The 25,716-nt window shown below is 71.4% G+C and carries 22 protein-coding genes and 1 pseudogene; 13 read left to right on the forward strand and 10 right to left on the reverse strand.

What is annotated here, in order from left to right:
* Positions 1-54: 54 nt before the first annotated feature.
* A complete protein-coding gene (locus ACFVW8_RS18895) occupies positions 55-780 on the reverse strand; it encodes a FadR/GntR family transcriptional regulator (RefSeq protein WP_389691327.1) in 726 nt (241 codons plus the stop codon).
* A gap of 198 nt (positions 781-978) precedes the next feature.
* Positions 979-2,340, reverse strand: coding sequence for a type I glutamate--ammonia ligase (gene glnA / locus ACFVW8_RS18900; RefSeq protein WP_389691329.1), 1,362 nt, complete (start codon positions 2,338-2,340; stop codon positions 979-981).
* A 244-nt stretch (positions 2,341-2,584) separates the two neighbouring features.
* Between glnA and ACFVW8_RS18905 the strand changes: the two genes are divergently transcribed.
* From ACFVW8_RS18905 to ACFVW8_RS18930, 6 genes are all read left to right on the forward strand, one after another.
* On the forward strand, positions 2,585-3,271 hold the full coding sequence (locus ACFVW8_RS18905; protein ID WP_389691331.1) for a DUF3105 domain-containing protein: 687 nt from the start codon (positions 2,585-2,587) through the stop codon (positions 3,269-3,271).
* Positions 3,268-4,020, forward strand: coding sequence for a DUF305 domain-containing protein (locus tag ACFVW8_RS18910; RefSeq protein WP_389691333.1), 753 nt, complete (start codon positions 3,268-3,270; stop codon positions 4,018-4,020). The genes ACFVW8_RS18905 and ACFVW8_RS18910 overlap by 4 nt, the downstream gene beginning before the upstream one ends.
* Positions 4,021-4,157: 137 nt before the next feature.
* The gene (locus tag ACFVW8_RS18915; RefSeq protein WP_389691335.1) at positions 4,158-4,583 is read left to right on the forward strand and encodes a CBS domain-containing protein; all 426 of its coding nucleotides are present in this window, start codon (positions 4,158-4,160) and stop codon (positions 4,581-4,583) included.
* Between the two features lie 108 nt (positions 4,584-4,691).
* A complete protein-coding gene (locus tag ACFVW8_RS18920) occupies positions 4,692-5,129 on the forward strand; it encodes a DUF6153 family protein (protein ID WP_389691337.1) in 438 nt (145 codons plus the stop codon).
* Positions 5,130-5,188: 59 nt separating this feature from the next.
* Complete coding sequence (locus ACFVW8_RS18925) at positions 5,189-6,763, forward strand: multicopper oxidase family protein (RefSeq protein WP_389691339.1); 1,575 nt, start codon at positions 5,189-5,191, stop codon at positions 6,761-6,763.
* 79 nt (positions 6,764-6,842) lie between these two features.
* Entirely contained in the window at positions 6,843-8,597 is a 1,755-nt protein-coding gene (locus tag ACFVW8_RS18930; protein WP_389691341.1) for an NAD+ synthase, read from the forward strand.
* 124 nt (positions 8,598-8,721) lie between these two features.
* Here the strand turns inward: ACFVW8_RS18930 and ACFVW8_RS18935 are convergent, their stop codons facing one another.
* From ACFVW8_RS18935 to ACFVW8_RS18950, 4 genes are all read right to left on the reverse strand, one after another.
* Positions 8,722-9,936 (reverse strand): MFS transporter, encoded by a 1,215-nt coding sequence (locus ACFVW8_RS18935; RefSeq protein WP_389691343.1) that lies wholly within the window; start codon positions 9,934-9,936, stop codon positions 8,722-8,724.
* A gap of 214 nt (positions 9,937-10,150) precedes the next feature.
* On the reverse strand, positions 10,151-11,170 hold the full coding sequence (locus tag ACFVW8_RS18940) for an endonuclease/exonuclease/phosphatase family protein (protein WP_389691345.1): 1,020 nt from the start codon (positions 11,168-11,170) through the stop codon (positions 10,151-10,153).
* Between the two features lie 190 nt (positions 11,171-11,360).
* A complete protein-coding gene (locus ACFVW8_RS18945; RefSeq protein ID WP_389691347.1) occupies positions 11,361-12,053 on the reverse strand; it encodes a TetR/AcrR family transcriptional regulator in 693 nt (230 codons plus the stop codon).
* A 115-nt stretch (positions 12,054-12,168) separates the two neighbouring features.
* Positions 12,169-13,770, reverse strand: a complete 1,602-nt coding sequence (locus ACFVW8_RS18950) for a DHA2 family efflux MFS transporter permease subunit (protein WP_389691349.1) — start codon at positions 13,768-13,770, stop codon at positions 12,169-12,171.
* A gap of 198 nt (positions 13,771-13,968) precedes the next feature.
* On the opposite strand from ACFVW8_RS18950, the gene panB reads away from it, so the two are divergent.
* From panB to ACFVW8_RS18965, 3 genes are all read left to right on the forward strand, one after another.
* Positions 13,969-14,856, forward strand: a complete 888-nt coding sequence (gene panB / locus ACFVW8_RS18955; RefSeq protein ID WP_389691351.1) for a 3-methyl-2-oxobutanoate hydroxymethyltransferase — start codon at positions 13,969-13,971, stop codon at positions 14,854-14,856.
* 99 nt (positions 14,857-14,955) lie between these two features.
* On the forward strand, positions 14,956-15,975 hold the full coding sequence (locus tag ACFVW8_RS18960) for an ATP-binding cassette domain-containing protein (RefSeq protein ID WP_389691379.1): 1,020 nt from the start codon (positions 14,956-14,958) through the stop codon (positions 15,973-15,975).
* Complete coding sequence (locus ACFVW8_RS18965; RefSeq protein ID WP_389691353.1) at positions 15,972-16,829, forward strand: ABC transporter permease; 858 nt, start codon at positions 15,972-15,974, stop codon at positions 16,827-16,829. Before ACFVW8_RS18960 ends, ACFVW8_RS18965 begins: the two co-directional genes overlap by 4 nt.
* 13 nt (positions 16,830-16,842) lie before the next feature.
* Here the strand turns inward: ACFVW8_RS18965 and ACFVW8_RS18970 are convergent, their stop codons facing one another.
* A complete protein-coding gene (locus tag ACFVW8_RS18970; RefSeq protein WP_389691355.1) occupies positions 16,843-20,181 on the reverse strand; it encodes a BTAD domain-containing putative transcriptional regulator in 3,339 nt (1,112 codons plus the stop codon).
* A gap of 203 nt (positions 20,182-20,384) precedes the next feature.
* On the opposite strand from ACFVW8_RS18970, the gene ACFVW8_RS18975 reads away from it, so the two are divergent.
* On the forward strand, positions 20,385-21,182 hold the full coding sequence (locus ACFVW8_RS18975) for a site-2 protease family protein (RefSeq protein WP_389691357.1): 798 nt from the start codon (positions 20,385-20,387) through the stop codon (positions 21,180-21,182).
* 58 nt (positions 21,183-21,240) lie between these two features.
* Here ACFVW8_RS18975 and ACFVW8_RS18980 read toward each other — a convergent pair whose 3' ends face one another.
* Positions 21,241-21,429 carry a hypothetical protein gene (locus ACFVW8_RS18980; protein ID WP_389691359.1) on the reverse strand — a complete coding sequence of 63 codons (189 nt, stop codon included), beginning with the start codon at positions 21,427-21,429 and terminating at the stop codon, positions 21,241-21,243.
* Positions 21,430-21,524: 95 nt separating this feature from the next.
* Positions 21,525-22,235: an NADPH-dependent F420 reductase gene (gene npdG / locus ACFVW8_RS18985; protein ID WP_389691361.1), complete on the reverse strand. Its 711-nt coding sequence runs from the start codon at positions 22,233-22,235 to the stop codon at positions 21,525-21,527.
* A gap of 156 nt (positions 22,236-22,391) precedes the next feature.
* Between npdG and ACFVW8_RS18990 the strand changes: the two genes are divergently transcribed.
* Positions 22,392-22,994: a hypothetical protein gene (locus ACFVW8_RS18990; RefSeq protein WP_389691363.1), complete on the forward strand. Its 603-nt coding sequence runs from the start codon at positions 22,392-22,394 to the stop codon at positions 22,992-22,994.
* A 91-nt stretch (positions 22,995-23,085) separates the two neighbouring features.
* Positions 23,086-24,429: pseudogene (locus ACFVW8_RS18995) on the forward strand (MFS transporter).
* Between the two features lie 30 nt (positions 24,430-24,459).
* On the opposite strand, the gene ACFVW8_RS19000 reads toward ACFVW8_RS18995, so the two are convergent.
* A complete protein-coding gene (locus tag ACFVW8_RS19000; RefSeq protein WP_389691365.1) occupies positions 24,460-24,693 on the reverse strand; it encodes a hypothetical protein in 234 nt (77 codons plus the stop codon).
* Between the two features lie 58 nt (positions 24,694-24,751).
* Here ACFVW8_RS19000 and map point away from each other — a divergent pair, with 58 nt between their 5' ends.
* On the forward strand, positions 24,752-25,609 hold the full coding sequence (map, locus tag ACFVW8_RS19005) for a type I methionyl aminopeptidase (RefSeq protein ID WP_389691367.1): 858 nt from the start codon (positions 24,752-24,754) through the stop codon (positions 25,607-25,609).
* Positions 25,610-25,716: the final 107 nt, after the last annotated feature.

The following is a 25,716-nucleotide window of genomic DNA, read 5'->3' on the forward strand; positions in this document are numbered from 1 at the left end:
CTCCGTAAACGATAGTAAGCATCTTTTTTGAGCAAGGATGGATGGCGCCGCGCCCTACCGGGTGCCATCGCCGAAGATCCGGGGCTCACTGGCCCACGCCTCCGCCGTCTCGGAGAAGATCGCGCCGACCAGCTTGTTCGCGACGGCCCGCGCCTCCTCCGGGCGCCGCCCCTGGATGGCATCGGCCAGACTCACGTGCAGCTGCAGGGATTCCTCGTCAGGCAGGTTCGGCAGCAGTCCGAGATCGCTCCGCCCCGAGACGGTGTTCCCCACGGCGCTCCGAAGCTGCGCGAACATCTCGTTCCCTGATGCCACAAGGACGACATTATGGAAATCTACGTCGATTTCAATGAAGCGCTCCACGTCGTGAGCCCGGACGACCGCACGCATCTCGGCAGCGAGGGACAGCAGTCGGCTGCACAGGGCGTCAGGGGCGTAGCGCGCCGCCAGGTCGGCCGCCACCGGCTCGATCGCGCCGCGGAGTTCGTTGAGCGAGCGCAGCTGAGCCGGGTAGCCATCGCTCTCCAGGCGCCAGCGCATGACCAGCGGATCGAAGTAGTTCCACGCTGTTGACGGCAGAACCCGGACACCGACCCGTTTGACACTGCTGACCATGCCAAGGGTGTGAAGGACGCGAACCGCTTCCTTCATAACGGATCGGGAGACGCCGAAGTCCGCTTCGAGGTCCTGCGTGGGAACGACGTGACCTGCAGGTAGCCGACCGGCGACGATGGCACTACCGAGCGAATCAAGGGTCTGCTGCAACAGGGATTTCGGCATGCCGGTCAGACTAATCTGCCCACAGCTCACCCCGGCCGCGCGACGAGGGGAACGGGGCCGGCCACGCCATCCAGGCCCCTGCGCCGGAGACCGCCCCCGTGAAGCGCCCGACGGTACGAGCGGATACCCGGCCCGCGCACGAACGGGCCGACGGTTCTGGACCGTCGACCCGAAGCCGCGTTCACCCGTGCAGGCGACCTACAGCACCGGCAGCAGGTTCTTCAGCTCGAAGGCCGTGACCTCGCTGCGGTACTCCTCCCACTCCTGCTTCTTGTTGCGCAGGAAGAAGTCGAAGACGTGCTCGCCGAGCGTCTCGGCGACCAGTTCGCTCTTCTCCATCAGCGAGATCGCCTCGCCCAGGTTCTGCGGGAGCGGCTCGATGCCCATCGCGCGGCGCTCGGCGTCGGACAGGGCCCAGACGTCGTCGTCGGCGCCGGCCGGGAGTTCGTAGCCCTCCTCGATGCCCTTGAGGCCCGCGGCCAGCAGCACCGCGTAGGTCAGGTAGGGGTTGGCGCCCGAGTCGATGGAGCGGACCTCGACGCGGGCCGAACCGGTCTTGCCGGGCTTGTACATCGGGACCCGGATGAGGGCGGAGCGGTTGTTGTGGCCCCAGCAGATGTACGAGGGGGCCTCGCCGCCGGCGCCCGCGGCGCGGGAGGAGCCGCCCCAGATGCGCTTGTAGGAGTTGACCCACTGGTTGGTCACGGCGGAGATCTCCGCGGCGTGGGTGAGCAGGCCCGCGATGAAGGAGCGGCCGACCTTCGACAACTGGTACTCGGCGCCCGACTCGTAGAACGCGTTGCGGTCGCCCTCGAAGAGGGAGAGGTGGGTGTGCATGCCCGAGCCGGGGTACTCGGAGAACGGCTTCGGCATGAACGTCGCCTGCACGCCCTGCTCCAGCGCGACCTGCTTCATGACCAGACGGAACGTCATGATGTTGTCGGCGGTGGAGAGCGCGTCCGCGTACCGCAGGTCGATCTCCTGCTGGCCGGGGGCGCCCTCGTGGTGGCTGAACTCGACCGAGATGCCCATCGATTCGAGCATGGTGATCGCCTGGCGGCGGAAGTCCATGCCGACGTTCTGCGGGGTGTGGTCGAAGTAGCCGGAGCTGTCCGCCGGGGTGGGGCGTGTGCCGTCGACCGGCTTGTTCTTCAGCAGGAAGAACTCGATCTCCGGGTGGGTGTAGAAGGTGAACCCGAGGTCGGAGGTCTTGGCGAGGATGCGCTTGAGCACATAGCGCGGGTCGGCGAAGGACGGCGATCCGTCGGGCATCAGGATGTCGCAGAACATGCGGGCCGTGCCGGGGGCCTCCGCGCGCCACGGCAGGATCTGGAAGGTGCCCGGATCCGGCTTGGCGATCATGTCCGACTCGTACACCCGGGCGAAGCCCTCGATGGCCGAGCCGTCGAAGCCGATGCCCTCGTCGAACGCCTGCTCCAGCTCGGCAGGGGCCACGGCCACGGACTTGAGGTAACCGAGCACGTCGGTGAACCACAGCCGGACGAACCGGATGTCGCGCTCCTCAAGTGTCCTGAGGACGAATTCCTGCTGCTTGTCCATAGCCACATCCTTGCAGTTCAGACGGTCCGTGCACCACCGCCCGGGGTAGGGGAGACACTGCCAGTATCACGACCCGGGATTTCACCCAGATTACGCACACGACGTGAGATGGAGCACCCGGCCACCCACTACGATCGTCGGCCATGGTGTGCACGGGCTGCGGCGGCCTCGCAACTGCCCTGCGCACACCGGTTTCCCGCCCCGTTCCGATCCCTCATCGCCCCTTCGCAGAAGGACCCACGACATGAGCAACGACAGCCACGACCGCAGGACCCGCATAGAGCAGATGCGCAACTCCGACCGCGCGCGAGACCGCCGCAACCGTGTGCTGGCCATAAGCCTCAGTGCCGTCGTCGTCGCAGGTCTGGTCGGCTTCGGCAGCTACATGATCATCGACAGGTCCGAGGCGTCCGCGGACCAGCAGGACAGCGCCGCGAAGGACCCGAAGACGTCAGGGGCCGACGCGAAGGACCCGGCCAGCGGGGCGATCGAGGGCGAGAGGACCTGGGACGCGAAGAAGCTGACCCGCAACCACGTCACCAAGACCGTGACGTACCCGATGAAGCCCCCGGTCGGCGGTGACCACAACCCCGTCTGGATGAACTGCGACGGGGAGGTATACAAGGAGGCGATCCCCGACATGAACGCCGTGCACTCGCTGGAGCACGGTTCGGTGTGGGTGACGTACACGGACAAGGCCCCGGCCGCCGACGTGGACAAGCTCGCCGAGCGGGTCGGGAAGACCCCGTACTCGCTGATGAGCCCGTACAAGGACCAGGCCGGCACGATCATGCTGAGTGCCTGGGGCAAGCAGGTCACGGTGGACGGTGCCGACGACCCGCGGGTGGCGCAGTTCTTCACCAAGTACGTGCAGGGCCCGCAGACCCCCGAGCCGGGCGCGGCGTGCACCGGCGGGCGGGGAGCGGAGTGACGGTTACGGAGCGCACCCGGCGCACCCGCTGGGTGGCGGGTTCCGCCGTCGCACTCGCGGTGCTGTTCGCGGGGGCCGCGACGGTGGCCTCCGCGCGGGACGACGGGCGGGACGGCGGGGCGGGCCAGCACACGGCCGCGTCGGCCCCGCGCACCCCGTCGGCGGACTCGGCGGACGCCGGGTTCGCCCGCGACATGGCCGTCCACCACCAGCAGGCCGTGGAGATGTCCTTCATCGTGCGGGACCGCACGAAGGACGAGGACGTGCGCCGTCTCGCGTACGACATCGCCAACACGCAGGCCAACCAGCGGGGCATGCTGCTCGGCTGGCTGGATCTGTGGGAGCTGCCCAAGGTGGCCGCCGGGCAGGAGCCGATGGCCTGGATGGACGGGCAGCACGCCGGTCACGACGGGCACGACATGGGTGACATGGACGGCACGGATGACATGGCGGGGACGGCGGCGGGGAGCGGGTACCGGGCCCATGACGGTTCCCTCATGCCCGGCATGGCGACCCGCACCGAGCTCGGCCGGCTCCGCGAGGCCAGTGGCAAGCAGGCCGGGATCCTGTATCTCCAGCTGATGACCGACCACCACAAGGGCGGTATCGACATGGCCCGCGGCTGCGCGAGCCTGTGCACGGTCAAGGCGGAGAAGCGGCTCGCCCAGGGCATGGTCGAGGCCCAGCAGTCCGAACTGGACGCGATGGCCAAGATGCTGGCGGAGCGCGGGGCCGCTCCGCGGAGCTGAGGTCAGCCGAAAGGTTCCCCGATGCCGCAGATGCACCCGAATGGGTGATAGCGGTCGCGTGCCCCGGGCGGGCCCCCCACGATGGGTTCGCTCGGGGCCGTACGGCAGTGCCCATCGGCACGCAGGAGGAACCCCTCATGACCACCGCCAAGGACATCATGCACACCGGCGCCACCTGGATCCCGGCGCACGAGACCCTCGACCGCGCCGCCCAGCTGATGCGTGAACACAACGTCGGCGCGCTGCCCATCTCGGCCAACGGCGAGCATGACCGGATGGTCGGCATCCTCACGGACCGCGACATCGTGGTCGGCTGTGTGGCGATGGGCCGGGATCCGTCGAAGGTGACCGCCGGCGACCTCGCCCAGGGCACGCCCCGCTGGATCGACGCGGCCGCGGAGGTGGAGGAGGTGCTGGAGGAGATGCAGAGTCACCGCATCCGCCGGCTTCCCGTGGTCGAGAACAAGATGCTGATCGGCATGATCAGCGAGGCCGATCTGGCCCAGCACCTCTCCGACGACCAGATCGCCGGCTGGGCCGAGAAGGTCTACTCCCGCGGCTGAGCAGCACCGCACCGGCACGACGTACGGCCGGACGGCCCGCCGCCACCGCCGCGCGCGGGGTGGCGGGCCACCGGCGTTCATATACCCGGCAGGGGTAAGGTGGCCGGCATGTTCGGGACGAGGAGTGCGAGGTACGGGCAGCTGTTGCTGTTCGCCGCGCTGCTCTTCGGGATCTTCACCATGCACACCGTCGGGCACCCGGCGGAGCACGGTGGACACGGCACCGGGACGACGTCCTCGCACGCGTCGCACTCGATGGTCATGGCTGGTGCGACGTCCGCCGGAGCGGATACCCGGGCGGTGAACACGCACGCCCTCCGCCCGGACCGTCCCGCGCCGATGCGGGGCATGGATCCGATGGCCGTCTGCCTCGCCGTGCTGTCCGTCTGGGGCCTCGCCCTCCTCACCGCACTGCTGACGGCCCGGCGGCCCGCGGGCGGTCTGCCCCGGAACACCGCAGCCGGCCCGTCACGCCTGCCGCGGCCCCCTCCCCCACCACGGCCGCGCAAGGCCGTCCTCACCGATCTGTCGGTACTGCGGATATAGGCGCACCGCGCCCATCCGCCTTTCACCACACCGACAACATCTTTGAGGTGCACTCAGTCATGCCCGCTCAGCACACCCGACGCGCCGTGCTCGGCACATCGATCGCCCTGGCCGGTACGGGCGTCCTCGCCGCCTGCTCAGGCGGCGGCGGTATGCCGGACCACTCCGGCATGCATCACGGCGGCCCGTCCGGCACCACCGCCCCCGAGGGGTACGTCACTCCCGACGGCCCCGAGGTCGCGGCGGCCGAGAAGCGCCGGGGATCAGGCCCCGTGCGCAAGGTCGCCCTCACCGCCACCCCGTCCCGGCTCGACCTGGGCGGCGGCCGCACCGTCAGCTCCTGGGCGTACGGGGACCGGCTGCCGGGCAAGGAGGTGCGGGTCACCGCGGGCGACACGCTCGCCCTCACCCTGGCCAACCACCTGCCGCAGCCGACCTCGCTGCACTGGCACGGGCTCGCCCTGCGCAACGACATGGACGGGGTTCCCGGGCTCACGCAGCGGGCCGTCGAGCCGGGTGCGGACTTCACCTACCGGTTCGCGGTGCCCAGCCCCGGCACGTACTGGTTCCACCCGCACTCCGGCGTCCAGCTGGACCGCGGGCTGTACGCGCCGCTGATCGTCGAGGACCCGAAGGAGCCGCTGTCGTACGACAAGGAGTGGGTCGTCGTCCTGGACGACTGGGTCGACGGCGTGGACGGTTCCACACCCGACGCGGTGCTCAAGGAGCTCACCGGCGGCGCCGGTCACAGCGGGCACGCCATGCCCGCGCCGTCCCCGTCCGGTGCCGGCGACGACGGCCCGTCCCGCATGCTGATGGGCGCCACCAGCGAGCTGCTGGGCGGTGACGCGGGCGATGTCGGCTACCCGTACTACCTGGTCAACGGCCGTGTCCCCGAGGACCCTTCCGTGTTCAGCGCCAAGGCCGGTGACCGGATCCGGCTGCGGATCGTCAACGCGGGCGGCGACACCGCCTTCCGCGTCGCACTCGGCGGCCACCGGATGACGGTCACGCACACCGACGGCTTCCCGGTCCGGCACACCACGACGGACGCGCTGCTGCTCGGCATGGGCGAGCGGTACGACGTGCTGGTGACCGCCGGGGACGGGGTGTTCCCGCTGACCGCGCTGGCCGAGGGCAAGAAGGCCTCCGCGAGGGCGCTGCTGCGGACCGGCTCGGGAGCGGCGCCCGCCGCCTCGGTGCAGCCGAAGGAACTGGACGGTGAGCTGGTGACGGCCGACCGGCTGGTCCCGGACGCGTCCGTGGCCCTGGCCGCCAAGGAGCCGGACCGGACGGTGCGGATCCGGCTGACCGGTTCCATGGCGGCGTACGACTGGGCCTTCGACGGGAAGCCGTACAGCGCCGACCAGCGGCATCCGGTGCAGGCCGGGGAGCGGGTGCGGCTGGAGTTCCGCAACGCGACGTCGATGTGGCACCCGGTCCATCTGCACGGGCACACGTTCGCGCTGGCCGGCGAGGCGTCCGGGGCGCGCAAGGACACCGCGGTCGTGCTGCCCCGGCAGTCGCTGACGGTGGACTTCGACGCCGACAACCCGGGACTGTGGATGCTCCACTGCCACAACCTCTACCACGCGGAGGCGGGCATGATGACGGTCGTCGGCTACCGCCGCTGACCCGCCCCCTGGCGGGCCGCACGGCCTTTCACGCGGCCCGCCAGGACATCGCGTCAGTCAGACGATTACACTGGGCGGCGTGCCTCAACTACGCCTCGCACTGAATCAGATCGACTCGACCGTCGGTGACCTCGCCGGCAACGCCGAGGCGATCCTCCACTGGACCCGGCACTCCGCCGAGCAGGGCGCCCACCTGGTGGCGTTCCCCGAGATGGTGCTGACCGGTTACCCCGTCGAGGACCTGGCCCTGCGGTCGTCCTTCGTCGAGGCGTCGCGGGACGCGCTGCGTGCGCTCGCCGCCCGCCTCGACGAGGAGGGCTTCGGGGAGCTGCCGGTCGTCGTCGGATACCTGGACCGCTCCGAGTTCCCGGCGCCGCGCTACGGCCAGCCCGCCGGGTCCCCGCGCAACGCCGCCGCCGTACTGCACCGCGGCGGGATCGCGCTGAACTTCGCCAAGCACCATCTGCCCAACTACGGCGTCTTCGACGAGTTCCGGTACTTCGTGCCGGGCGACTCGATGCCCGTCGTACGGGTGCACGGCATCGACGTCGCACTCGCGATCTGCGAGGACCTCTGGCAGGACGGCGGCCGGGTGCCCGCCGCCCGGGCCGCCGGGGCCGGGCTGCTGCTCTCCATCAACGCCTCGCCGTACGAGCGGGACAAGGACGACACCCGGCTGGAACTGGTCCGCAGGCGGGCCGAGGAGGCCGGCTGCACGACGGCCTATCTGGCGATGATCGGCGGTCAGGACGAGCTCGTCTTCGACGGCGACTCGATCGTCGTCGACAGGCACGGCGAGGTGGTCGCGCGTGCCCCGCAGTTCGCCGAGGGCAGCGTGGTCATCGACCTCGATCTGCCGGCCGCGGCGGACGAGGCGCCGTCCGGGGTGGTGAACGACGGGCTGCGGATCGACCACGTGGTCCTCTCCGAGAAGCCGCTGCCGCCGTACGAGGCCGAGCTGGCCGGAGGGTACGCGGACCGGCTCGACGACGACGAGGAGCTGTACTCCGCGCTCGTGGTGGGCCTGCGGGCGTACGCCGCGAAGAACGGCTTCAGCAGCGTGCTCATCGGGCTCTCCGGCGGGATCGACTCGGCACTGGTCGCCGCGATCGCCTGCGATGCGCTGGGGGCCCAGAACGTGTACGGCATCTCGATGCCGTCGAAGTACTCCTCGGACCACTCCAAGGGCGACGCGGCGGAGCTGGCGCGGCGTACCGGGCTGAACTTCCGCACCGTACCGATCGAGCCGATGTTCGACGCGTACATGGGCTCGCTGGGGCTCACCGGTCTCGCCGAGGAGAACCTCCAGTCGCGGCTGCGCGGCACGATGCTGATGGCCGTCTCCAACCAGGAGGGGCAGATCGTCCTGGCGCCGGGCAACAAGTCGGAGCTGGCGGTCGGCTACTCGACGTTGTACGGGGACTCGGTCGGCGCGTACGGGCCGATCAAGGACGTCTACAAGACGTCGATCTTCCGGCTGGCGAAGTGGCGCAACCGGGCCGCCGAGGAGCGCGGGCAGACCCCGCCGATCCCGGAGGCCTCCATCACCAAGCCGCCCAGCGCGGAGCTGCGCCCGGGGCAGGTCGACACGGACTCGCTGCCGGACTACGACGTGCTGGACCGGATCCTGGAGATGTACGTCGACCGGGACCAGGGGCTCGACGCGATCGTGGCGGCCGGGTTCGACGCGGCACTGGTGGCGAAGACCCTGCGGATGGTGGACACGGCGGAGTACAAGCGGCGGCAGTATCCGCCGGGGACGAAGATCTCGCCCAAGGGGTTCGGCAAGGACCGGCGGCTGCCGATCACGAACCGCTGGCGCGAGTCCGGCTGACGCCGGGGGTGCGGTGCTTCGGGCCCGTCCGGCCGAGGGTTTGTCCTCAATCGCCGGGCGGGCTCGAAAATCAAGCCGGCCCGGCGATTGAGGGCGAGGCCGATCCGATGTGCGGCCGCCTGGCTCAGTACGCGTCCACTCGGTAATCGCTCCGTGCGGAAGCCGGGTCCGCACCCGCCACCACGCGGGACGGGGTGCGGTCGCGGTCCAGTACGCCCGCGGTGACCGCCACCGCGAGGCCCGCCACGGCGAGTACCGCGCCGACCAGGGCCGGGGACGTCCAGCCCCAGCCGGCCGCGATGGCCATCCCGCCCAGCCACGCACCACCCGCGTTGGCCAGGTTGAACGCCGAGTGGTTGGAGGCCGACGCCAGGGTCGGGGCGTCCTTGGCCTTGTTCATGACGAGCATCTGCAACGGTGTGGTTGTCATGAAGCCGACCCCGCCCAGCAGCACCACCATCACCAGCGCGGCCCACTGCACATGGGCGGCGAACGGGAAGACCACCAGGACGACCGCGAGCGCGCCCAGCGACCCGTACAGGGTCGGGCGCAGTGCCCGGTCCGTGAGCGGCCCGGCGGCCAGCGCGCCCAGGGTCATGCCGATGCCGAAGAGCGCCAGCACCAGCGTCACCGAGGACTCGCCGAAGCCCATCGCCTCGGTCGTCATCGCCGAGAGGTAGGAGTACACGGCGAAGACGCCGGCGAAGCCGAAGACGGCGGTGAGCAGTCCGAGGAGCACCTGCCGGTTGCCCAGGGCCCGCAGCTCGTGGCGGACGTTGTGGTGGGCCTCGACGGGGATCTGCGGGACGAGCCGGGCCAGCGCGGCCATCGCGCACAGCCCGATCACCGCGACCACCACGAACGTGGCCCGCCAGCCCAGGTGCTGGCCGAGCAGGGTGGCGGCCGGTACGCCGACGATGTTGGCGACGGTCAGGCCGAGGAACATCGTCGCCACGGCCCGTGCCTGGCGCCCGTCGGCGACCAGCCGGGCGGCGACGACCGCGCCGACGCCGAAGAACGCGCCGTGCGGCAGTCCGGCCAGGACCCGGCCCGCGAGCAGCCAGCCGAAGCCGGGGGCGAGGGCGGAGGCGAGGTTGCCGACGGTGAAGAGCGCCATCAGGAGCAGGAGCATCCGCTTGCGCGGGATCCGGGAGCCGAGGGCGGTGAGCAGCGGGGCGCCGAGCACCACCCCGATCGCATAGGCCGACACGAGGTAGCCCGCCGTGGGGACGGACGTGCCGAGATCGTCCGCGACGTCGGGCAGCAGGCCCATCATCACGAACTCCGTGGTACCGATGCCGAAGGCGCTCACCGCGAGAGCGAGCAGAGCCAGAGGCATGAAGAGAGACCTTTCCGCAGGGGGCCTTGTCGACCGCGGCGGACAGGCCGGCCGCGGCACGAGGCGCAGGAGGGAGCCGAGGCATGGCGGCGGCGCCGGGCGTGGGGGCCGGAGCGCACAGCGGCGGACCGGCTCCGTCGCCGGTCGGCCTCGATCCCTGATCGGAACAAATACTCTCAGATGGTTTATGCCGGGAGGTAAACGGACCGTGACGTCAGAGCTTGACGCGGGCGGCGATCGGGAGGTGGTCGCTGTCCGTCGCGGGGAGCGACCAGGACGACTGGGGGTCGACGCCCTTCACCATGATCTGGTCGATCCGGGCCATCGGGAACGAGGCGGGCCAGCTGAATCCGAAGCCGTCACCGGCCGCGCCCTGGGTGGAGCGCATCTGCGAGGTGACCGCGTTGAGCGAGCGGTCGTTCATGGTCCCGTTGAGGTCGCCGAGCAGGACGACCCGGTCGAGCTTCTCGTGCGCGATGGCGTTGCCGAGCGCGTCGGCGCTCCGGTCGCGCTGGCCGGCGGTGAATCCGGCGTGCAGCTTGACCCGTACCGAGGGCAGGTGTGCGACCACGAAGCCGACCTTGCCCTCCGGGGTGGTGACGGTGGTCCGCATGGCCCGGACCCATCCCATCTTGATGTCCACCGGGCGGGTGTCACTGATCGGGTACTTGCTCCACAGGCCGACGGTCCCCTTCACCGAGTGGTACGGGAAGCGGCCCTTGAGCGCCGATTCGTACGTGGCGACCTTGCCCGCGGGCAGTTCCTGGAGGGCGATGACATCGGCGCCGGAGCCGGCGACCTGCTGGGCGGTGCCCGCGGGGTCGGTGTTGTCGGCGTTGACGTTGTGGGTGGCGACGGTGAGATCGCCGCCGGCGCCGGACTTGTCGGTGAGCAGGCCGCCGAACACGTTGAACCAGACGATGACCGGCAGCAGCAGGGCGATGAGCGCGGTCGCGGAGCGCCGTACCAGGCCGAGCACGAGCAGGACCGGTACGAAGACGGCGATCCACGGCAGGAACGTCTCGGTGAGGCTGCCCAGGTTGCCGATGGTGTTCGGCATGTGGGAGTGGAGGAGCATCACGAGGGTCAGCACGACCGAGCAGCCGGCCAGGACGATCCCGCGCCGCCAGATGCCCCGGTCCCGGGTCAGTCTGTCGCGCAGGTCCCGGAAGCGGGATCCGGAGGGCTGCGGTCCCACGCCGTTCCCGGTGTCCGCCCTGTACGCCTGCACCATCGCGCTGTCCTCACTGCCTTGCCGTGCACATCGCCGCGCCAACGACCCTAGGCGATGGGCGGTGCTTTTCCCGCCGCCGATGACGGCCGTACTGCCACGAGGACGAACGAGGTGGCTCGGCGGGTTCCGGCCGGAGGCGGTCCGCTGGGGCTTGTGACAGAACGCTCACACTCCTGCCGGGCCGGGCGCGTCAGTCCTGGCCTGCGCTTTCGCCGGGCCCGGCACCCGTCGGGCGCGGTCCGACACCCTCGACGAGCAGCTGGATGATGCGGTCGGCGAGGTCCGGTGGCAACGGCGCGTCCGGCCGGTGGATGGTGCGTACGAGCATCGGGCCGAGGAACAGGTCGTCCATCAGCTCCACATCCGTGTCGCCGCGCAGCTCACCGGCGTCGACGGCCCGCTGCACGGCCGCGAGCATGGCGATCCGGCGTGGGGCTATCACGGTGCACTGGTACTCGGCCCAGAGCCGGGGATGACTCTTCATCTGGGCGAAGACGTTGTGCAGCAGCACCGAGGAGCGCTGGGCCAGACCGCGCCTGCGCATCGACTCCAGCAGGACGCGCAGGTCGCCGAGGCCGCCGGTGCCGGAGACGTCGGGTTCGGGGGGCTCGATGTCGCGCAGGACGTCGACGAAGAGCTCCTCCTTGCCCTTCCAGCGCCGGTAGATGGTGGCCTTTCCGACCCCGGCGGTGCGGGCGATCCGCTCGATGGAGAGGCCGGCAAGGGGTTCACCGGCCTCCAGCAGTTCGACGACGGCGTCCAGGATGGCCCGCTCGGCCGCCGCGCTGCGCGGGCGGCCGCGACGGGGTTCCCGGGCGTCGCCGGAGCCGCGACCGCCCTCGCCCGGAGGCCGCTCGTCCCGGTCCGATACCTGAGCCTGCACGTGAATCCACCTTTCGCCGCCCCCGATTCTCGCCGAAGCGGACGGCGTCCGGCCGCTTTCAGCCGTACGAGGCCGTCGGCGGCATGACGCCGTCATCCTTACGGGGCTGCCGGCGTCACCGTGCCGCGGGTGCGGGGGCCCTCTTCTCGTCCTGCGGGGCCTGCTCGGCGGACGGCCTGCCCGGCAGGAACACCGCGACCACGACCGCTCCGATCAGGGCCACGAGGGCCGAGCCGATGGCCGTGACGTGCATGGCGCCGAGGAAGGCGTCGTGCGCGGCGGCGACCAGCGGGGCGCCCTTGGGGCCCAGCTTCTCCGCGACGCCGAGCGTCGCCTCGATGGACTCCGCCGCGGCGTCCCTGGCGCCGGCCGGGAGCGTACCGAGGTGTCCCTCGATGTCGCCGCGGTAGACGGCGGACAGCACCGAACCGAGGACGGCGATGCCGAGGGCGCCGCCGACCTGCCGGAAGGTGTTGTTGACGGCCGATCCGGAGCCGGCCTTCTCGCGCGGCAGCGCCTGCATCACGGCGACGGTGACCGGCGGCATCACATGGGCCATGCCCGTGCCCTGCACGAAGAAGACCACACACATCAGCCAGACGGGGGTGCCGGCGTCGAACAGCGCGAACGCCGCCAGTCCGGCCGCGACCATCAGCATGCCGACGGTGCACACGGCCCGGGCGCCGAAGCGGGCGACGACCAGCCGGGCCCGTGGCGCGAAGACCATCTGCGCGATGGCCAGCGGCAGGATCAGCAGGCCCGACTGAAGGGCGCTCCAGCCCCGCACGCTCTGCATGTAGAAGGCGGAGAAGAACGTCACTCCCATCAGCGCGAAGAAGACCAGGGCGATGGCGGCGACGGCGGCGGAGAAGGCCGGCTTGCGGAAGTACGTGATGTCGATGGCCGGGCTGCTGCTGCGCTTCTCGTGCAGGACGAACACGACGAGGACGGCCAGGCCGCCGATGACCGGCAGGAGGACGGAGACGTCGGTGAAGTCGGCCAGTTCGCCGCCGCGGATGATGCCGTAGACCAGCAGCACCAGGCCGATGATGGAGAGCACCACACCGATCGGGTCGAGACGGCCGGGCTTCGGGTCCTTGGAGTCCGGTACGAGCACCACCATCGCGATCAGCGCGATGACCACGACGGGCACGTTGACCAGGAAGATCGAGCCCCACCAGAAGTGTTCGAGGAGCAGTCCGCCGGTGATCGGGCCGATCGCGATGCCGAGGCCGACGCTGCCGGCCCAGATGCCGATGGCCTTGGGCTGCTCTTCGCGCTCGAAGACGTTCATCAGGACGGCGAGGGTGGCCGGCATCACGAAGGCGGCGCCGAAGCCCATCACGGCGCGCCAGGTGATGAGTTCGGCCGGCGAGCCGGACATGGCGGCGAAGGCCGAGCCGATGCCGAAGAGCACGATGCCGAGGAGGAGCACCTTCTTGCGCCCGATGCGGTCACCGAGCAGGCCCGCGGTGAAGAGCAGTCCGGCGAAGACGAGCGTGTAGGAGTTGATCGCCCACTCCAGCTCGCTCTGGGTGGCTCCGAGACCGGTGGGCGCGGGCGAAGCGATCGTCTTGACGGCGACGTTCAGGATCGAGTTGTCCAGCACCACGATGAGCAGGCTGAACATCAGGACAACGAGGATCGCCCAGCGGCGGCGGTGGACCGCCTCCGGGACCTGGGACACGACGGCGGGAGCGCCGGACGGTATGGACATGGGCACGAGCCTAGCTTCATTTCGATACGAGACCGTCTCGTATTGGAAAGTCTTTACCGGGCAGGAACCCGCCCCGTTCTGCCGCCGTCCGGGCGAGGTGTGCGGGCCCACTTCCCGCGACCGGGCCCGGGATGCCACCATGGAAGGGATCCGGGGACGCCGTCAGGGCGCCTCGAGATGACGAAGGAGCCGTTGGCAATGTCGCTTCAGGCTGCGCACAACCAGTCCGCCACACCCCCCGCGGGAGCCCCCGCCGACAGCAGCAAGGCGCTGTACGGAGGAAAGAGCAACCGCCGCGTCACCGTCCACGACATCGCCGCCGCCACCGAGCGCGGCGAGAAGTGGCCCATGCTCACCGCCTACGACGCGATGACCGCGTCCGTCTTCGACGAGGCCGGCATCCCGGTCATGCTCGTCGGTGACTCGATGGGCAACTGTCATCTCGGCTACGAGACCACCGTGCCCGTCACGATGGACGAGATCGCCATTCTGTCCGCCGCCGTCGTCCGGGGCACCAAGCGCGCCCTCGTCGTCGCCGACCTGCCCTTCGGGGCCTATCAGGAGGGCCCCGTCCAGGCCCTGCGCAACGCCACCCGGCTGGTCAAGGAGTCCGGGGTCGGCGCGGTCAAGCTGGAGGGCGGCGAGCGCAGCCACGAGCAGATCAAGCTCCTGGTCGACGCCGGCATCCCGGTCATGGCCCATATCGGTCTGACCCCGCAGTCCGTCAACGCGATGGGCTACCGGGTGCAGGGCCGCGGCGAGGAGGCCGCCCAGCAGATGCTGCGCGACGCCAAGGCCGTCCAGGACGCGGGCGCGTTCGCCGTCGTCCTGGAGCTCGTACCGGCCGAACTGGCCGGCGAGGTCACCCGCACCCTGCACATCCCGACCGTCGGCATCGGCGCCGGTCCCGACACCGACGCCCAGGTGCTGGTCTACACCGACATGGTCGGCCTGACCGGCGGCAAGGTGCCGCGCTTCACCAAGCAGTACGCCGACCTGCGCCAGATCCTCGGCGACGCCGCGAAGGCGTACGCGGACGAGGTCGTGGGCGGCACCTTCCCGGCGCCGGAGCACACCTTCCACTGACCCGCACGACCACTGCCGGCACCACCGACAGCCCGCCGACTTCCCCCATCGGCGGGCTGTCGGCCCGCTGTCGGTGGCTTGTCGGTGACGGCTGGTCTGATGGTGGACATGACGCGAATCGACAAGAACCCCAGGAACGGCGCCAACGCCGTCGAGGTACGGGGACTGGTCAAGCACTACGGCTCGACCAAAGCTCTGGACGGTGTGGACCTCGATGTGCGCGAGGGCACCGTCCTCGGAGTACTCGGCCCCAACGGAGCCGGCAAGACCACCCTCGTGCGAGTCCTCTCCACGCTCATCCTGCCCGACGCCGGACACGCGGTCGTGGCGGGCTTCGACGTGGTGAAGCAGCCCCGCGCGCTGCGCCGCACCATCGGGCTGACCGGCCAGTACGCCTCGGTCGACGAGAAGCTCTCCGGCTGGGAGAACCTCTACATGATCGGGCGGCTGCTCGACCTGCCGCGCAGGAAGGCCCGCTCGCGCGCCGACGAGCTGCTGGAGCGCTTCTCGCTCACGGACGCGGCGAAGAAGGCCGCGATGGAGTACTCCGGTGGCATGCGGCGCCGGCTGGACCTCGCCGCCTCCATGATCGGCAGCCCGGCCGTGCTGTACCTGGACGAGCCGACGACGGGGCTCGACCCCCGCACCCGTAACGAGGTCTGGGACGAGGTGCAGAGGATGGTCGCGGAGGGGGCGACCGTGCTGCTCACCACCCAGTACATGGAAGAGGCCGAACAGCTCGCCAACGAGCTGACCGTCATCGACCAGGGCAAGATCATCGCCCGCGGCGGTGTCGACGAGCTCAAGGCCAAGGTCGGTGGCCGCACCCTGCAGATCCGCCCGTCGGACCCGGCCCAGCTGGCCGCGATGGCGCAGGCGCTGCGGGAGGCCGGTCTCGACGGCGTCGCGGGCGCGCAGGCGGTCCCGGACGAGGGGCTGCTGTACGTACCGATCCTCAGCGACGAGCAGCTGACGGCCGTCATCGGCCTGCTCGGCACCCGGGGTTTCTCGCTGGCGCACGTCGCCACCGCGCTGCCCAGCCTGGACGAGGTGTTCCTCGCCATCACGGGCGGCAAGGCCACTGTCACCGACACGATTCCCCAGGAGGTCGCGGCATGAGCACGACGACTCTGACGCCCGCCCCCACCGGCACGGCCACACCCGCCCCGGCCACGAACCTCCACGACGAGGGCGGGATCGGGCTGCGGAACAACCTGCGGCACATCGGCGCCCTGGTGCGGCGCAACCTGCTCCAGATCAAGAAGGATCCGGAGTCGATGTTCGACGCGCTCCTGATGCCGGTCATCTTCGTGCTGCTGTTCGTGTACGTCTTCGGCGGCTCCGTCGGCGGCAGCATGGGCGGCGGCCGGCAGGAGTATCTGAACTATCTGATCCCCGGTCTGATGGCGATGATGGGCATGAACATCGCCATGGCCGTCGGCAGCGGTGTCAACGACGACTTCCGCAAGGGGGTCATGGACCGGTTCCGCACCATGCCGATCGCCCGCTCCTCGGTGCTCATCGCCAAGATCGTGGTCGAGCTCGGCCGGATGATGGTCGCCACGCTGATCCTGCTGGGCATGGGCTTCGCGCTCGGCATGGAGCTGCACGGTTCGGTGCTCGGGCTGATCGGGGCGATCGGCCTCGCGGCCGCGTTCGGCGCCGCCATCATGTGGATCTTCATCCTGCTCGGACTGAGCATGAAGACGGCGCAGGCCGTCCAGGGGATGGGGATGCTCGTGATGATGCCGCTCCAGTTCGGCTCCTCGATCTTCGCCCCGCCGCAGACGATGCCCGGCTGGCTCCAGGCGTTCACCGACTACAACCCGCTGTCCAACCTGGCCGACTCCGCACGCGGCCTGATGATGGGCACCTCGCTCGGCCACTCGGTCTGGCTCACGCTCGGCTGGACCGTGGTCATCACCGCGGTGATGGCCCCGCTCGCGGTGTCCAAGTTCCGCAAGAAGTCCTGACCGACGGGCCGGCTCAGGCCCGGTACGCGCCCACGAGAGCGGTGGCCTCCTCCAGGGAGAGGCCGCCGCTCCCGTCGTACGCGGTCTCGAAGGCGCCGTCCCCGAGAGCGGCCCGGATCAGCTTCTCGGCCGCCTCGTGGTTCTCCCGCTCCATCGACGTCGGCACATGCCCGCTCGGCAGCAGCTCCCGGCAGGTGGCCAGCAGCCGCGCCCCCAGGGCCGCCCCGCGCTCCTCGCCGAGGCCGCCCAGCGCCCGCGCGGCGGTGACCAGGTGGATCGCGGCCATGTGCGGCGCCACCATCTGCGTCAGCGGGTCGCCGGAGCGTTCCAGCGCCTGCCGGCTCCGGTCCAGGGCATCCGCGTACCGCCCCTCCAGGTTGTCCAGCCAGGCCACACCGCCCACCACGAAACCGTGGAAGACCGCCTCGGTCTCCGGCGTGAACTCCTCACGCAGGGCGGCGAGGTGCTCGCGGGCCTCGACGATACGGCCGGACCGCCCGAGCCACAGGGCCAGGAAGAGCCGGGCAAAGGACTTCGCCCCGTGCCCCGCATGCCATGTCTCGTCGAGTACCTCCCGCAGAATGACCTCGCCCTCGGCGCCACGGCCCAGCTCGGTCAGGGTGGAGGCGTACCGGGTGCGGAGCACCGACACCTGGGCCCGTGCGCCGATCTTCTCCGCGTAGCCGACCGCGGCCAGGTAGTCCTCGGCCGCCCGGCCGTAGTCGCCACGCTTCTCGTTGGCCTCGCCCCGCGAGGAGAGCGCCTCCGCCACGCCCCAGTCGTCCCCGAGGCGGACGAAGATCTCCAGGCTCTCGTCGGCATCCGCGCGGGCCTCGCCCGCCCAGTCGAGCCGGTTGGCCAGCACGTTGGCGCGCATCTGGAGCGCCGAGGCCAGCTCCCATTCGTAACCGAACCCCCGTGCGGCCCGGACCGTCTCCTCCAGCAGGTCGCGCAGGGCGCTCATGTCCCCGGTGACCAGCACCGCGAAGAACCAGAGCGACGCCGGGAAGCGGCAGGTCTGCGGCTGGCCCGCCCGGTAGGTGTTCGCGATGGCACGCAGCCGCGCCATGCTGTCGACGTTCGTCCACTCGTCCATCCCGTGGTCCGTGCTGACCATCCGGACCAGCGCCACCTCACGCCGCGCCTCCTGGAGCAGCTCGGGGCTCATCGGCGGGGGCGCGTCGGTGCAGCGTTCGTGGAGGGAGGGCGCCGGGCTGCCGGGCGGGGCGAACGGGTCGGGGCCGAGCGCCGCGGCGGCCTCGGCCCACTGCAGGGCGTCGCTGCTCAGATCGCGTATGTGCCAGTACCAGGAGAGCGACAGCACCATGCAGAGCGACTCCTGCTCGTCGCGGGCGGCGACGGCGTGCCGCAGGGCGGTGCGCAGGTTCTCGTACTCGCGCTCGAACAGTCCGATGGCGGCGAGCTGCCCGGCGCCGCGGAGCCCGGGGTCGGTGGTACGCGCCAGCTCCCGGAAGAACACCAGGTGCTGCCGCTCCACCGTCTCCCGCTCCCCCGCCTCGTCGAGCCGTTCGGCGGCGTACTCGCCGACGGTCTCCAGGAGGCGGTAGCGCATCCCGCCGTCCGCGGCGGGTGCGGCGACGACGAGGGACTTGTCGACAAGTGAGCCGAGCACTCCGGCGACGTCGTGCGCGTCCTCGGACCGGTCCGAGCAGACGGCCTCGGCGGCGGCGAGGGTGCAGCCGCCGGAGAAGACCGACAGCCGTCTCAGCGCGGTGCGTTCGTCCTCGTCCAGCAGGTCCCAGGACCAGTCGACGACGGCCCGCAGGGTCTGCTGGCGCGGCAGTACGGTGCGGCTGCCGCTGCTCAGCAGGCGGAAGCGGTCGTCGAGCCGGTCGGCGATCTGGCGCGGGGTGAGCATCCTCAGCCGGGCGGCGGCGAGCTCGATGGCGAGCGGCAGACCGTCCAGCCGGCGGCAGATCTCGGCGACGGCCGCGGCCGTCTGCTCGTCCGCGTCGGTCCGGAAGCCGGACTGCGCGGCGGCGCCGCGGTCGGCGAACAGGCGCAGCGCCGTCGGATCGGGCAGCGGGTCGACGGGGCGGACGAACTCGCCCGGTACGCCCAGGGGTTCGCGGCTGGTCGCGAGGACGGTGAGCTCCGGGCAGCGGGCCAGCAAATGGTCGGCGAGGGCGGCGGCGGCCTCGATGACGTGCTCACAGTTGTCCAGGAGCAGCAGCATGCGGCGGCCGGAGCAGTGTTCGGTGAGCCGGCTGAGCGGTTCGCTGCCGCCCCGTTCGGCGACCCGGAGCTCCTCGGCGCCCGCACCCCGCAGCACGGTCTCACGGCCGCCGAGCGCGGTGAGGACGGCCTCCGGCACCGATTCCGGGTCGTCGACCGGCGCGAGCTCGGCCATCCAGACCCCGTCCGGCCAGACGGCGGGACCGACGGACTCCGCGGCCTCCTGGGAGAGCCTGGTCTTGCCCGCGCCGCCGGGGCCGAGCAGGGTGACCAGCCGGGCCCGGGAGAGATCGCCGCGCAGGGCGTCGATATCGCTCTCGCGTCCGACGAAGCTGGTGAGCCTGGCCCGGAGATTGCCGTGCGGGGCGGCCGGGGCTGCGGGGCCGGAGCGCGCGGGCCGGCCCGCCGGGGTCGCTCGTACGGCCGGACGCGCCGGTTCCTGGCGGAGCAACCCCGCGTGCAGCGCGCTCAGTTCGGCGCCCGGGTCGGCGCCGAGCCGGTCGGCGAGCACGGTGCGCACCTCCTCGTACGCGGCCAGCGCCTGGGCGGTGCGTCCGGCATCGCGCAGGGCTCGCAGCCGCAGGGCCTGGAGCGGTTCGTCGAGCGGGTGCTCGCCGCAGAGCGCGGCCAGCTCCGGCAGCACCTCCTCGGCCCGGCCGAGGGCCAGCGCGGCGGTGAGGCGGGTGCGGCGGGCGTCGAGCCTGCGGGCCGTCCAGCGGACCTCGTCGGCGTGGCGGTCCGGGAGGTCGGCGAGTACCGGTCCGCGCCACAGGCCCAGCGCGTCGTCGAGGACGCTCACGGCCTTCGCCGGGTCGCCCTCCTCCAGGGCCCGCGCCCCCTCCCCCGCGAGCCGTTCGAAGCGGTAGAGGTCGACGGTGTCCGGCTCGGCTGCCAGCCGGTAGCCGCTCTCCGCCGAAGTGATCGCCTCATGGCCGAGCGCCCGGCGCAGCCGGCCCACGAGGGCCTGGAGGGCCCCGGGCGCGTCCGCGGGCGGGTCCCCGTCCCACACCTCGTCGACGAGCACGGCGGCCGGCACCGTCCGGCCGGCCCGCAGCGCCAGGACGGTGAGCAGGGCGCGCAGTCGCGCCCCGCCGATGGCGACGGGCGTGCCGTCGTCGCGAAGTGCCTGGGTGGTACCGAGGATGCTGTAGCGCACGCGCCCATTGTCCGTGACCGGGACGGGAGGCGGGACCGCGGCCCGGCCGTATCCATGCCGGCCGTCCGCCGTGCTGCCTGTCATGCCCCCACCCTTTACGGAACCACCGCCCGGATGCCAGACGTTTCCGGCGTGTCGCCTGTACGGTCGTGGCTCGCCGCCCGCCCGCTCCCGCCCGTCCCGCAGCCACCAGGAGCCCGCCGATGACCACCGCAACAGCCCGCAGCGACCGGCGGATCAGCCCGGTCTTCCTCGGGATCGTCGCCGTCGCGGCGGTGTCCGGCTGGGCGGTGTGGACGGATTTCGCCTCTCAGCCCGGCTTCGCCACGTTCCTCTTCGTCACGGCGGCCTGGATCGTCTCGCTCTGTCTCCACGAGTACGCGCACGCCAGGACCGCCCTGCACAGCGGCGACATCTCGATCGGCGCCAAGGGATATCTCACGCTGAACCCGCTGCGCTACACCCATGCCCTGCTGAGCATCGTGCTGCCGGTGCTGTTCGTGATCATGGGCGGGATCGGTCTGCCGGGTGGTGCGGTGTTCATCGAGCGGGGCCGGATCCGCGGCCGCTGGAGGCACAGCCTGATCTCGGCGGCGGGCCCCCTGACCAACGTGCTGTTCGCGGTGGTGTGCACGGCGCCGTTCTGGCTGGACGCGCTGGACGGCGTCCCGGCCGCCTTCCGGTACGCGCTGGGCTTCCTGGCGCTGCTCCAGGTGACGGCGGCGATCCTGAACTCCGTACCGGTCCCGGGTCTGGACGGCTACGGGGTGATCGAGCCCTGGCTCTCCCACTCGGTGCGCCGCCAGGTGGAGCCGTTCGCCCCGTTCGGGCTGATCGCGGTCTTCGCCCTGCTGTGGGTCCCGGGGGTGAACGAGGCGTTCTTCGACGCGGTCGACGCGCTGCTGCGTTCGCTCGGCGTCAGCGACTTCGACACGTACTGCGGCCTCGACGCCTACCGGTTCTGGCAGACGCAGAACCCGGTCTGCTCGCTGAACGGCTAGGACTCGTCCGGCCGGAGTACGAGGGCTGCCCGGCGGACCAGGGGTTACGGGACAGCCCTTAGGCGGCGCTCTGCGGAGTGCGGGCCGCGCGCTGCCGGCGCAGGTAGTACCAGGCCATGTTGGACGAGAGTCCGACCAGCAGCACCCAGACGATCCCCAGGGGCCAGCTGCCCTGCACGAAGGAGATCACGGCCGCCGCGACGGACAGGACGCAGAAGGCGCAGGCGTAGAGAGCGAGGCGGGGCATGGGGGTGGCTCCTGTCGGGGGATGGCGCGCGGTCCCGTCCAGTGTCCCCCATGCCCCGGGCCGAGCCGCTCGGGGTGCGGCCACGGCGATACCGCTCACACGTCGGTGGTGCGCAGCCCCGCGTGTGCCTTGTAGCGGCGGTTGACCGAGATCAGGTTGGCGACCAGCGACTCGACCTGGTGGGCATTGCGCAGCCGTCCGGCGAAGATGCCCCGCATTCCGGGGATCCGGCCGGCCAGCGCCTGGACGACGTCGGTGTCGGCGCGGGCCTCTCCCAGCACCAGCACATCGGTGTCGATCTCCTCGATCGCCGCGTCCTGGAGGAGCACCGCCGACAGGTGGTGGAAGGCGGCGGTGACCCGGGACTCCGGCAGCAGGGCGGCGGCCTGCTCGGCGGCGCTGCCCTCCTCGGGCTTCAGGGCGTAGGCGCCCTTCTTGTCGAAGCCGAGCGGGTTGACGCAGTCGATGACGAGTTTCCCGGCGAGTTCCTCGCGCAGCGACTCCAGGGTCTTGGCGTGCCCGTCCCACGGCACGGCGACGATCACGACGTCGCTGGCGGCGGCGCACCCGGCGTTGTCCGCGCCCCGGACACCGTGGCCGATCTCCTCGGCGGCGGCCTGCGCCCGGTCGGCCGCGCGGGAGCCGATGACGACCTGCTGTCCGGCGCGGGCGAACCGGTAGGCGAGTCCGCGGCCCTGCGGTCCGGTGCCGCCGAGTACGCCGACGGTCAGTGCGGACACATCGGGAAGGTCCCAGGGGTCCTTGGCCGGGGGCTTGGGGGCGCTGCCACTGTCATTCGTAGTCATGGCCCCGACAGTACTTCCAGGCGGGGAGGTGCCGCCCCGTCGCCGGACCGCGATCCGGATCACGTTCCCGGCCCCGTCGCCGGCCCCGGCCCCGTTCGGATGGTGCGCGGCCGTTCCCCCGCGCGGGACCCGGGATGTGCTGCATGATGCCGGGCCATGGATGCCGTACGTGTGGCGCTGCTGCGTGAGGTGCTCGCCGGGACCGAGTGGCCGGCCGCCACCCGGCGCTTCGCCGGGACGCTGCGCTCGTCCGTCGTCCCGCACCGCGGCGGGATGCTGCTGGTGGGGACCGAGGCGTACGAGCCGTGGCATCTGGCGGCGCATCTGGTCGACGAGTCCACCTGGTCGGGGCTGCCGGAGCTGACGCCCACCCTGGTGCGCCACCGGGTGGAGCCCGGGGCCCCGGCGCACCTGGCCGTGGGCCTCGGCCGGATCGAGGCGGCCGGGCGGGGCGAGACCCTGCTCGTGGTGGTGCCCAGGTCGCCGGGCGAGGGCCTGCTGGAGCGGGTGCACGACGCGCGCCGCGCGGGGGCGACCGTGCTGTCGCTGGACAACGGCGATCCGGAGGTCCGCGGCCTCGCCCATGAGGCGCTGTCCGTGGCGGACGGCGACGATGTGGACCTGGACACGGTCCAGCACCTGGTGAGCGCGGCGGCCGGGGAGAACAGCGCGCCTGTCGCCCGTGGGCGGCGGCGCTTCCGCGACCGGCTGTCCCGGCTCGCCGACCAGCTGACGGCGCCCCCGCCGCCGCGGTGGTGAGCGGGGCGGCCGCCGCCTTCCCCGGGGCGGTCCGCCCGGCTCCGGGAAATGAGTTTGCCCAGGATCGCACCTCCACGGACCATGTCTCCTCGTGACCTCTCGCTCTTCCCTCGCCGCCAGGCTGGCCGCGCTGCTGCCCGACCTCTCGCCCTGGCGGTCCTCCGCCGACTTCCGGCTGCTGTGGGTGCAGGGGCTCGTCACCTTCTTCGGCAGCTTCATGGCGCTGATCGCGCTGCCGCTCCAGATCAAGGAGCTGACCGGCTCCCCGCTCGCCGTGGGGGCCATGGGCGCGGTGGAGCTGGTGCCGCTGGTCGTCTTCGGCCTCTACGGCGGCGCGCTCGCCGACGCCGTGGACCGCCGAAAGGTCATCCTGGCCACCGAGGCGGGGCTCGGGCTGCTCGCGCTCGTCCTGCTGGTGAACGCCGCCCTGCCCGACCCGCTGCTCTGGCCTCTCTACCTGGTCGCCGGCGGCGTCTCCGCGCTCTCCGGGCTCCAGCGGCCCGCGCTGGACTCACTGATGGCCCGGATCGTGCCGCACGACCAGCTCGCCGCGGCCGCCGCCCTGAACTCGCTGCGCTGGCAGTTCGGGGCCATCCTGGGCCCGTCGCTGGCCGGCGTGGTGGTGGCGTACGCCGGTCACGCCACGGCCTACACGGTCACGGTCGTCACGTTCACCGTCTCCGTGTTCCTGTGCCGCCGGCTCGCGCCCGCACCGCCCGTGGAAAAGGGGCAGAAGCCGTCGCTGCGCGGCATCGCGGAGGGAGCGCGGTACGCCTGGAGCCGGCCGGTGCTGCTGGGGACGTACGCGATCGACATGGCCGCGATGTTCTTCGCCTTCCCGAACGCGATCTTCCCGTTCCTCAGCGACGAGCTGGACGCCGAGTGGTCGCTGGGGCAGGGGGGCACCTCCCATGCCCTTTAGGCTATGGGAGAGTACGCGGCGGGCTCGGTCGGCTCCCTGGTACTGGGCCTGACCAGCGGCTGGACCAGAGGGGTGCGCAGACACGGGCTGTTCGTGGTGTTCGGCGCCGCCGTCTGGGGGCTGGCCATCGCGGCGGCGGGCTGGTTCGGCAACGTGTGGCTGGTGCTGGTCTGCCTGACGGTGGCGGGTGCGGGCGACATGCTGAGCGGGCTGGGCCGCTCCACCATCTGGAACCAGACCATTCCGGAGGAGCTCCGGGGCCGCCTCGCGGGCATCGAGGTGCTCTCGTACAGCGTCGGCCCGCAGCTGGGCCAGGTCCGGGCCGGCGGGATGGCGGGGTGGACGGGGACCCGGTCCGCGGTCTGGTCCGGGGGTGTGGCGTGCGTGGCCTCGGTGGCGCTGCTGGCGGCGGCGCTCCCGAAGCTGCTGACGTACGACTCCGCGACGGACGAGGACGCGCTGCGCAGGCGCGCGCGGAGCGAGGAGGGCCCGGTGGCCACGGCCACCGGCTGAGCCCGGGCCGTCACACCCGGCCCCGCGCCCTCAGCCGCCCGCGTTCTCGTCCGGCCCCTGGCGGTCGTGCCACTTGGGGTCGGTCTCCCACTCCAGGTTCCGCTCCTTCGCGGTGTCCATGGCGTGCTGCGCCTCCTCGCGGGAGGTGTACGGGCCGAAGCGGTCCTTGGCCGGGCACTCGGGGCCCTCTTCGACCTTCTTGTGCTCCAGGCAGTAGTACCACTCGCCGGGCTTGCCGACCGTGCGCTTCTTGAACAGGGCCATCGTCGGTTCCTTTCCTCGGTGCCATGCTGCCCCAGACACGCTGGTTAGACTCGCTGGCATGTCTGGCCAGTCGCTGCTTGTACCAGGGGAGCTCACTCCCGTCCGTTCCGTGCCCGGAAACATCCGGCGCCCCGAGTATGTGGGCAAGCCCGCTCCGACGCCGTACACCGGCCCGGAGGTCCAGGACGCCGACACCCTGGAGCGCATGCGTGTCGCGGGGCGGATCGCCGCGCAGGCGATGGGTGAGGCCGCGAAGCACATCGCCCCGGGCGTCACGACCGACGAACTCGACCGGGTCGCCCACGAGTTCATGTGTGACCACGGCGCCTACCCGTCGACACTGGGGTACCGGGGCTTTCCCAAGTCGCTCTGCACCTCGCTCAACGAGGTCATCTGCCACGGCATCCCCGACTCGACGGTGCTGCGCGACGGCGACATCGTGAACCTCGATGTGACGGCGTACATCAACGGGGTGCACGGCGACAACAACGCCACCTACCTCTGCGGCGACGTGGACGAGGAGTCCCGGCTGCTCGTGGAGCGCACCGAGGAGTCACTGAGGCGGGCGGTCAAGGCGGTCCGGCCGGGCCGCCAGGTCAATGTGATCGGGCGGGTCATCGAGTCGTACGCCAAGCGCTTCGGGTACGGCGTGGTGCGGGACTTCACCGGGCACGGGATCAATTCCTCGTTCCACTCCGGCCTGATCATCCCGCACTACGACAGCCCGCACGCCACCACCGTGATGAAGCCCGGCATGACGTTCACCATCGAGCCGATGCTGACGCTCGGATCCCACGACTACGACATGTGGGACGACGGCTGGACCGTGGTGACGAAGGACCGCAAGCGCACCGCCCAGTTCGAGCAGACGCTGGTGGTGACGGAGACGGGGGCCGAGATCCTCACGCTCCCCTGACCGCACCACCCCCGCTCACGGAAAACGGCCGCCCCCCGGGGGGGCGTTTTACGGTTGGCGCCGGGGCGGGGGAGGTAGGTTTTTACGACAGGGCGTGGGGGACCAGT

The organism is Streptomyces sp. NPDC058221 (assembly GCF_042882365.1).
Taxonomy (GTDB): Bacteria; Actinomycetota; Actinomycetes; order Streptomycetales; family Streptomycetaceae; genus Streptomyces.